The sequence below is a fragment of the Allobosea sp. 01N443 genome (assembly GCF_056399325.1).
In genome coordinates, this window is record NZ_JBFTRC010000241.1 from 1 (window position 1) to 7517 (window position 7517).

The window sequence follows — 7517 nt, forward strand, 5'->3', positions numbered from 1 at the left end:
CGCGCGGCGCGGCGCCGTCATCGCCGATTTCGCTCATCGCTCGATGGTCACGCAGCAGGATAGCAATTACTGGGATCCGCTGCATTTCCGGCTGCCGATCGCGCGGCGTGTCGAGGCTGACCTGACAGCGATCGCGCGCGACGCCCAGGTGAGTTCGGACGGCTTCGTGCAGGTCTCCCGGCCCTGATCGTTAACCCGGCATAAACCACGCAAGGCTAGCCTGCCGGCATGGTCGTCCGCCGTGGTCTCAGATCCTTTTTCATCACGCTCGCGCTCTATCTCGTATCGAGTGGAGCGGTCGGCTACTTCATGTTCCATGCCCAGCATGGCTCGCGCGGGCTCGAGGCCCGCGGCGGCCTGCAGGAATCGCTGCGGGTCATGGAGGATGAGCTCAAGGAGCTCACCACCGAGCGCAAGAGCTGGGAGCAACGCCTCGCCCTGATGCGCGACGAAGCCGTCGATCGCGATCTGCTGGAAGAGCGCGCGCGCGCGTCGCTCGGCCGGATCCATCGGAACGATGTCATCATCATGGGGCGCTGAGGAGCGGGAAAAGCCGCAGAATAGTTCCGGTTACATCGATTAACTGAATTCCAGTTAATACATGAAATCTTAGAAATATCAGCGACATAACTCATGCTGCATTGCGAGATACCTCCCTCGCCAAGGGGTATGTGATCCTCTACAACCAAGGTCGAATGATCTTGGAGGATCGCCGATGGCCGTTGCCGCGCGCAAGACGAAAGCTCCCGCTCAAGCCAAAACCGCGACCAAGGGCGCGGCAAAGGCCAGTTCAGCCAAGACAACTGCGGAGAAGGGGGCGGCCAAAGCGTTGAGCAACATGCCCGCCTTCACAAGGGAAGAAGACCTTCACGCCTATTACGAGATGCTGCTGATCCGCCGCTTCGAGGAGAAGGCCGGGCAGATGTACGGCATGGGCCTGATCGGTGGCTTCTGCCACCTCTATATCGGCCAGGAAGCCGTCGTCATCGGCATGCAGATGGCCTCGAAGGACGGCGATCAGGTCATCACCGGCTATCGCGATCACGGTCACATGCTTGCGACCGGAATGGAATCACGCGGCGTGATGGCCGAGCTGACCGGGCGCCGCGGAGGCTACTCCAAGGGCAAGGGCGGCTCGATGCACATGTTCTCCCGCGAGAAGAACTTCTACGGCGGGCACGGCATCGTCGGCGCGCAGGTATCGCTCGGTGCAGGCCTCGGTTTCGCCAACTGGTACCGGGAGGACGGCCGGGTCTCGATGACCTATTTCGGCGACGGCGCGGCCAATCAGGGCCAGGTCTATGAAAGCTTCAACATGGCCCAGCTCTGGAAGCTGCCGGTCGTGTTCGTGATCGAGAACAACCGCTACGCCATGGGCACTTCGGTCAACCGCGCTTCGGCGCAGACCGATTTCTCCAAGCGCGGCCTGTCCTTCTCCATTCCCGGCGAGCAGGTCGACGGCATGGATGTCCGCGCCGTGCGCGCTGCCGGCGAGCGTGCCATCGCGCATGCCCGCTCGGGCAAGGGTCCCTACATTCTCGAGATGCAGACCTATCGCTATCGCGGTCACTCGATGTCTGATCCGGCAAAGTACCGCTCCAAGGACGAAGTCCAGCGGATGCGCGAGGAGCATGATCCGATCGAGCAGGTGAGGGGGCGCCTCACCCGCGATTTCAAGATCGCCGAAGACGAGCTCAAGGCGATCGACGCCAAGATCCGCGAGATCGTCAACGACGCGGCCGAATTCGCAACGCATGATCCGGAGCCCGATGTCTCGGAGCTCTTCACCGATATTACGCTGGAGCACGCCCGGGCCTGAGGCCCGGACCGCGCCTAAGTCTCTGCCGGCCTTGCCGGCATCTCCTGATCCCGCGTCCTTTCAAATTCCGGGTGTGTTCATGCCGATTGATATCCTTATGCCCGCGCTTTCGCCCACCATGGAGGAGGGCAAGCTCGCCAAATGGCTCAAGGCCGAGGGGGATGCCATCAAGGCAGGCGACATCCTGGCCGAGATCGAAACCGACAAGGCGACCATGGAAGTCGAAGCGGTCGACGAAGGCATCCTTGCCAAGATCCTGGTTGCCGACGGCACCGAGAACGTCGCGGTCAATACGCCGATCGGCGTGATCGCAGCCGATGGTGAGGATGTGAAGGCGGCAGCCTCAGGCGGCGCCAAGCCGGCGGCGGTTGCCGAGAAGCCGGCCGAGCCCGAGGCCAAGGCGGAGAAGGCCTCGGCCGAAGCGCCTGCGGCCGCCGCCACGCCGAGCGTACCTGCTCAGGCGAAGTCCTATGACGCGTCGAGCGAGTTCCCCGCGGGTGCGGAGGTCGTCACCATGACGGTCCGCGAGGCGCTGCGCGATGCCATGGCTGAGGAGATGCGTCGGGATGGCGATGTCTTCGTCATGGGCGAAGAGGTCGCCGAGTATCAGGGCGCCTACAAGGTCACGCAGGGCCTGCTCCAGGAATTCGGCCCCAAGCGCGTCATCGACACCCCGATCACCGAGCACGGCTTCGCCGGTATCGGCGTTGGTGCGGCGCTGACCGGCCTGAGGCCGATCGTCGAGTTCATGACCTTCAATTTCGCCATGCAGGCGATCGACCAGATCATCAACTCGGCGGCCAAGACGCTCTACATGTCCGGCGGCCAGATGGGCTGCCCGATCGTCTTCCGCGGACCCAACGGTGCTGCCGCCCGCGTCGCCGCCCAGCACAGCCATGACTACGCCGCCTGGTACTCGAATGTGCCCGGCCTCAAGGTGGTGATGCCTTACAGCGCCTCGGACGCGAAGGGCCTGCTGAAGAGCGCGATCCGCGATCCGAACCCGATCATCTTCCTTGAGAACGAGATTCTCTACGGGCGTACCTTCGAGGTTCCGAAGGGCGACGACTTCCTGATCCCGATCGGCAAGGCCAAGGTCGTGCGTCCGGGCACGGATGTCACCATCGTCTCCTTCGGCATCGGCATGACCTATGCGCTCGGCGCCGCCGAAGCCCTGGCCAAGGAAGGCATCGAGGCCGAAGTCATCGACCTGCGCACCATCCGGCCGATGGATATCGAGACGGTCATTGCCTCCGTGCAGAAGACCAACCGCTGCGTCGCAGTCGAGGAAGGCTTCCCGCAGTCCGGCGTCACCGCCGAAATCGGCATGCGCATCATGGAAGCGGCCTTCGATTATCTCGACGCGCCGGTCGCCCGCGTCACCGGCAAGGACGTGCCGATGCCGTATGCGCATAATCTCGAGAAGCTCGCCCTGCCGAATGTCGGCGAGGTCATCGCGGCGGCGAAGGCCGTCTGCTACAGGGCCTGATGCCGTGGCGCTGACCGTCCCTGCCATGATCGCAGCGGTCGGCCTCGCAGCTGCCGGGGCCTCTGGAGCGGTCGCGTATTTCAAACCTCGGGAGCGGCTTCGGCCGCGCCCGCTGGCTCCGCCGCATCTAGCGGGCGCCCGCCTGCGCCTGCACCGCCTCGATCTCTGCGCCTACCTGCTGGCGGCGGGCGGCGTGCTGACGCTGATCCCGGAGGCAGTCCAGACCTTCGCTCCCGAGCTGATGTTCGGGAGGACGCTGGCCGGCACCGCCCTGGAACATCTCGACTATATCGCCTTCGTTTTCGTGTCCCTCAGCTTCGGCATGGGCCTGACACGCCGCCTGCTGCTCATCCAATTGGAAAAAGCGAGCCTCCAGCCATGCCCGTAAACATCCTGATGCCCGCTCTCTCGCCGACCATGGAGAAGGGCAATCTCGCCAAGTGGCTCAAGAAGGAAGGAGACGCCATCAAGTCCGGCGACATCCTTGCCGAGATCGAGACCGACAAGGCGACGATGGAGGTCGAAGCCGTCGACGAGGGCATCCTGGCCAAGATCGTGGTGCCGGAAGGCACGGCCGATGTCGCGGTCAACGAAATCATCGGCGTGATCGCCGGCGAGGGCGAGGACGCCAAGAGCGTATCGGCCCCCAGCACCGCGCCCGCCAAGAGCGAGACTGCGCCGAAGGTCGAGGCCAAGGCAGCAGCGGCAGCTCCCGCAGCTGCCCCGGTTGTGGCTGGGCAGCCCGCTGCGCATTCTGCCGACGGCAGCCGCCCCTTCGCCTCTCCGCTGGCGCGTCGCCTCGCCAGGGATGCCGGGCTCGATCTTGCAAAGGTCCAGGGCTCGGGCCCGCACGGACGGATCGTCGAGCGCGATATCGAGACGGCGAAGGCCGGCGGCGCCGCCAAGGCCGCGCCGGCAGCCGCTCCTGCGGCAGCCACGCCCAAGCCGGCGGCTGCCCCGCTCGCGGCCGGCCCCTCCGACGAGGCGGTCAAGAAGCTGTTCGAGCCAGGCTCCTATGAGGAGATCCCGCATGACGGCATGCGCAAGACCATCGCGCGCCGCCTGACCGAAGCGAAGCAGACGATCCCGCATTTCTACGTGACGGTCGATTGTGAGCTCGACGCGCTGCTGAAGCTGCGCGCAGAACTCAATGCTGCGGCACCCGAGAAGGACGGCAAGCCGGCTTACAAGCTTTCGGTCAACGACATGGTGATCAAGGCTCTCGCCCTGGCGCTGCGCGCCGTGCCGGATGCCAATGTCAGCTGGACCGACGGTGCCATGCTCAAGCACAAGCATGCCGATGTCGGCGTCGCGGTATCGATCCCGGGCGGCCTGATTACGCCGATCATCCGCGACGCCTGCCACAAGCCGCTGAGCCAGATCTCGAACGAGATGAAGGACATGGCGGCGCGTGCCAAGACCCGCAAGCTCAAGCCCGAGGAATACCAGGGCGGCACGTCGGCGGTCTCCAATCTCGGCATGTTCGGCGTCAAGGATTTCGCCGCGGTGATCAACCCGCCGCATGCGACGATCCTTGCGGTCGGCGCCGGTGAGCAGCGCGCCGTGGTCAAGAACGGTGCGCTGGCGATTGCGACCATCATGTCGGTGACGCTCTCGACCGACCACCGCGCGGTCGATGGCGCGCTCGGGGCGGAACTGCTGCAGGCCTTCAAAGGCTATGTGGAGAAGCCGATGGCGATGCTGGTGTGATGGGCGTTTAGACGTCGCAAGAGTCGGATTGGCCTGCACGACGATCGGTTGAGGGGACAAATGGGCGCAAGCCACAGAGACAGGCGGTTGGGAAGGTATTCGCTGATCGCCTCAGTTCTTCCCCTGTTGCTTACTGCCTGTCAGACCCCTCATTCGGCAGCGACCTCGCCAGCGAAAGAGGTCAACGCGAGCCATCCGCCTGTGGTTGAGTTCGGACCAGCGGTCGCGCGCGAATATCGCAGGCCGAGGGCACTGTTCGCGGCGCGGCCCGTGCTGACCCAAGCGGACTACACCTCGCGCAACACGCAACCCAAGGCAGCCTCGGGAACGGCAGCGTTCCCCCGAGCCTATGCCGCCCCGGAGGTGATCGCGTCGTTCTTCGCCGACAGAACGATCGTTAGCCATAGCCCTCAGCACGGCACTCAGGTCGAGTATATCGCACCAAACGGCACGACCTTTCTTTGGTATCCCGGAAACGATGTGATMCTGCGCGGGACCTTCAACGTGCTTTGGGAAAACGCCTCGGCTGAGATCGACGATCCTCAGGAAGGGCGTTACCGCGGCCAGATCAACCTCAACTATGTCTGCTTCCGCTATGCTGCGAATTCCTACAATCCCGTGACGGGGCATCGCGGTAGCGGGTTTGAATGCGGCAGCTACGCGAAACAGCGTGAAGCATTGAGGGAGACCCGCAAGGGCGACGTCTTTGGCCTCGCCGCGCGCACCAAGGCCCCATTCCTGCTTGGGCGGGAGCCACAATCCATCGCTGCCTTGCAGAAGCTGGGGGCAGCGAAACAGCAATGATAGCCGATCGAGCTTGGCGTCTGCACCGCGCGGCGCGACGGGTTTCGATTTAGAACAAGGGTTAGGGACATGTCCGACTACGACGTCATCATCATCGGCTCCGGCCCCGGCGGTTACATCGCAGCGATCCGCTCGGCGCAGCTTGGCTTCAAGACGGCGATCGTCGAGCGCGAACACCTTGCCGGCATCTGCTCGAACTGGGGCTGCATCCCGACCAAGGCCTTGCTGCGCTCGGCCGAGATTCTGCATTACGGCCAGCATGCCAAGGACTATGGGCTGACGCTCGAGGGCTCCTTCAAGGCCGATCTTGCCGCCATCGTTCAACGCTCGCGCGGCATCGCCGCCCGCATGAACAATGGCGTCCAGTTCCTGATGAAGAAGAACAAGGTCGACGTCATCTGGGGCGAGGCCAAGCTGACCAAGCCCGGCACGATCGTGGTCGGCAAGACGGCGAAGCCTGCGATGCAGCCGCAGGTTCCACCGCCGAAGAATGCCAAGGGCGAGGGCAGCTACACCGCCGACCACATCATTGTCGCGACGGGCGCACGCCCGCGTGCTCTTCCCGGTCTCGAGCCGGATGGCAAGCTGATCTGGACCTATTTCGAGGCGATGGTCCCGCAGAAGATGCCGAAATCGCTGCTGGTGATGGGCTCGGGCGCGATCGGTATCGAGTTCGCCTCATTCTACCGCACCATGGGCGTCGAGGTGACGGTGGTCGAGGTGCTGCCGCAGGTCGTGCCGGTCGAGGATGCCGAGATCGGCGCCTTCGCCCGCAAGGCCTTCGAGAAGCAGGGCATGAAGATCATCACCAGCGCCAAGGTGACCAAGGTCGAGAAATCGGCGGATTCGATCACGGCCCATATCGAGGACGACAAGGGCGCCAAGCAGACGATTCAAGCCGATCGCATGATCTCCGCCGTCGGCGTCGTTGCCAATGTCGAGAATCTCGGTCTGGAAACGCTCGGGGTGAAGACCGATCGCGGCTTCATCGCCATCGACGAGTTCTGCCGGACCAATGTGAAGGGCATCTACGCGATCGGCGACGTCGCGGGGCCGCCGATGCTGGCGCATAAGGCCGAGCACGAGGCAGTGATCTGCGTCGAGGCGATCAAGGGCCTTCATCCGCACCCGATGGACAAGAACATGATCCCGGGCTGCACCTATTGCCACCCGCAGATCGCCAGCGTCGGCCTGACCGAGGCCAAGGCCAAGGCGGCAGGGCACGAGCTCAAGGTCGGCCGGTTCAACTTCGTTGCCAACGGCAAGGCGGTCGCGCTCGGCGAGGATAGCGGCCTGGTCAAGACGATCTTCGATGCCAAGACCGGCAAGCTGCTCGGCGCGCATATGGTCGGGGCGGAAGTGACCGAGCTGATCCAGGGCTTCGTCGTCGCCATGAACCTCGAGACGACCGAGGAAGAGCTGATGCACACCATCTTCCCGCACCCGACGCTGTCGGAGACGATGAAGGAAAGCGTGCTCGACGCCTATGGGAAGGTGCTGAACGCGTAGAGATGCTGAACCGGGCGCCCTCCGCGCCAAGTTCCGTGATGGCAGACTGACACACGAGAGCTGGAGACCACCATGGATCTGCGTTCGATTATCGTCGCCATCATCATCGGTCTCGTCGCCGGCTGGCTCGCCAGTATCGTCGTCGGTGGTGGTGGGCTTGTCCGCTACATCATCACCGGCCTGATC

7 protein-coding genes and 1 pseudogene are annotated in these 7517 nt (G+C 64.0%); all 8 read left to right on the forward strand.

All coding sequences use genetic code 11. The features are described from left to right. A pseudogene (locus tag AC1DRP_RS33030) lies at window positions 1-187 on the forward strand (hypothetical protein); the annotation flags it as partial. Window positions 188-228: 41 nt separating this feature from the next. After that, window positions 229-540, forward strand: a complete 312-nt coding sequence (locus AC1DRP_RS33035) for an FtsB family cell division protein (RefSeq protein ID WP_113512615.1) — start codon at window positions 229-231, stop codon at window positions 538-540. Between the two features lie 298 nt (window positions 541-838). Continuing rightward, a complete protein-coding gene (gene pdhA / locus AC1DRP_RS33040) occupies window positions 839-1819 on the forward strand; it encodes a pyruvate dehydrogenase (acetyl-transferring) E1 component subunit alpha (protein WP_244523678.1) in 981 nt (326 codons plus the stop codon). Between the two features lie 79 nt (window positions 1820-1898). Further along, window positions 1899-3308, forward strand: coding sequence for a pyruvate dehydrogenase complex E1 component subunit beta (locus AC1DRP_RS33045; protein ID WP_441491641.1), 1410 nt, complete (start codon window positions 1899-1901; stop codon window positions 3306-3308). Between the two features lie 4 nt (window positions 3309-3312). Continuing rightward, on the forward strand, window positions 3313-3696 hold the full coding sequence (locus tag AC1DRP_RS33050; RefSeq protein ID WP_113512609.1) for a hypothetical protein: 384 nt from the start codon (window positions 3313-3315) through the stop codon (window positions 3694-3696). Beyond that, window positions 3687-5018, forward strand: a complete 1332-nt coding sequence (locus AC1DRP_RS33055; protein WP_441507826.1) for a pyruvate dehydrogenase complex dihydrolipoamide acetyltransferase — start codon at window positions 3687-3689, stop codon at window positions 5016-5018. Before AC1DRP_RS33050 ends, AC1DRP_RS33055 begins: the two co-directional genes overlap by 10 nt. 60 nt (window positions 5019-5078) lie before the next feature. Beyond that, window positions 5079-5822 (forward strand): YqhG/Tai3 family protein, encoded by a 744-nt coding sequence (locus AC1DRP_RS33060; protein WP_441491639.1) that lies wholly within the window; start codon window positions 5079-5081, stop codon window positions 5820-5822. A gap of 69 nt (window positions 5823-5891) precedes the next feature. Then, a complete protein-coding gene (gene lpdA, locus AC1DRP_RS33065) occupies window positions 5892-7331 on the forward strand; it encodes a dihydrolipoyl dehydrogenase (protein ID WP_441507825.1) in 1440 nt (479 codons plus the stop codon). Window positions 7332-7517 lie beyond the last annotated feature (186 nt).

Excerpts from the sequence above, each read along its gene's own strand:
- AC1DRP_RS33035 (WP_113512615.1), top strand. The coding sequence starts at position 229 with ATGGTCGTCCGCCGTGGTCTCAGATCCTTTTTCATCACGCTCGCGCTC.
- pdhA (WP_244523678.1), top strand. The coding sequence starts at position 839 with ATGCCCGCCTTCACAAGGGAAGAAGACCTTCACGCCTATTACGAGATG.
- AC1DRP_RS33045 (WP_441491641.1), top strand. The coding sequence starts at position 1,899 with ATGCCGATTGATATCCTTATGCCCGCGCTTTCGCCCACCATGGAGGAG.
- AC1DRP_RS33055 (WP_441507826.1), top strand. The coding sequence starts at position 3,687 with ATGCCCGTAAACATCCTGATGCCCGCTCTCTCGCCGACCATGGAGAAG.
- lpdA (WP_441507825.1), top strand. The coding sequence starts at position 5,892 with ATGTCCGACTACGACGTCATCATCATCGGCTCCGGCCCCGGCGGTTAC.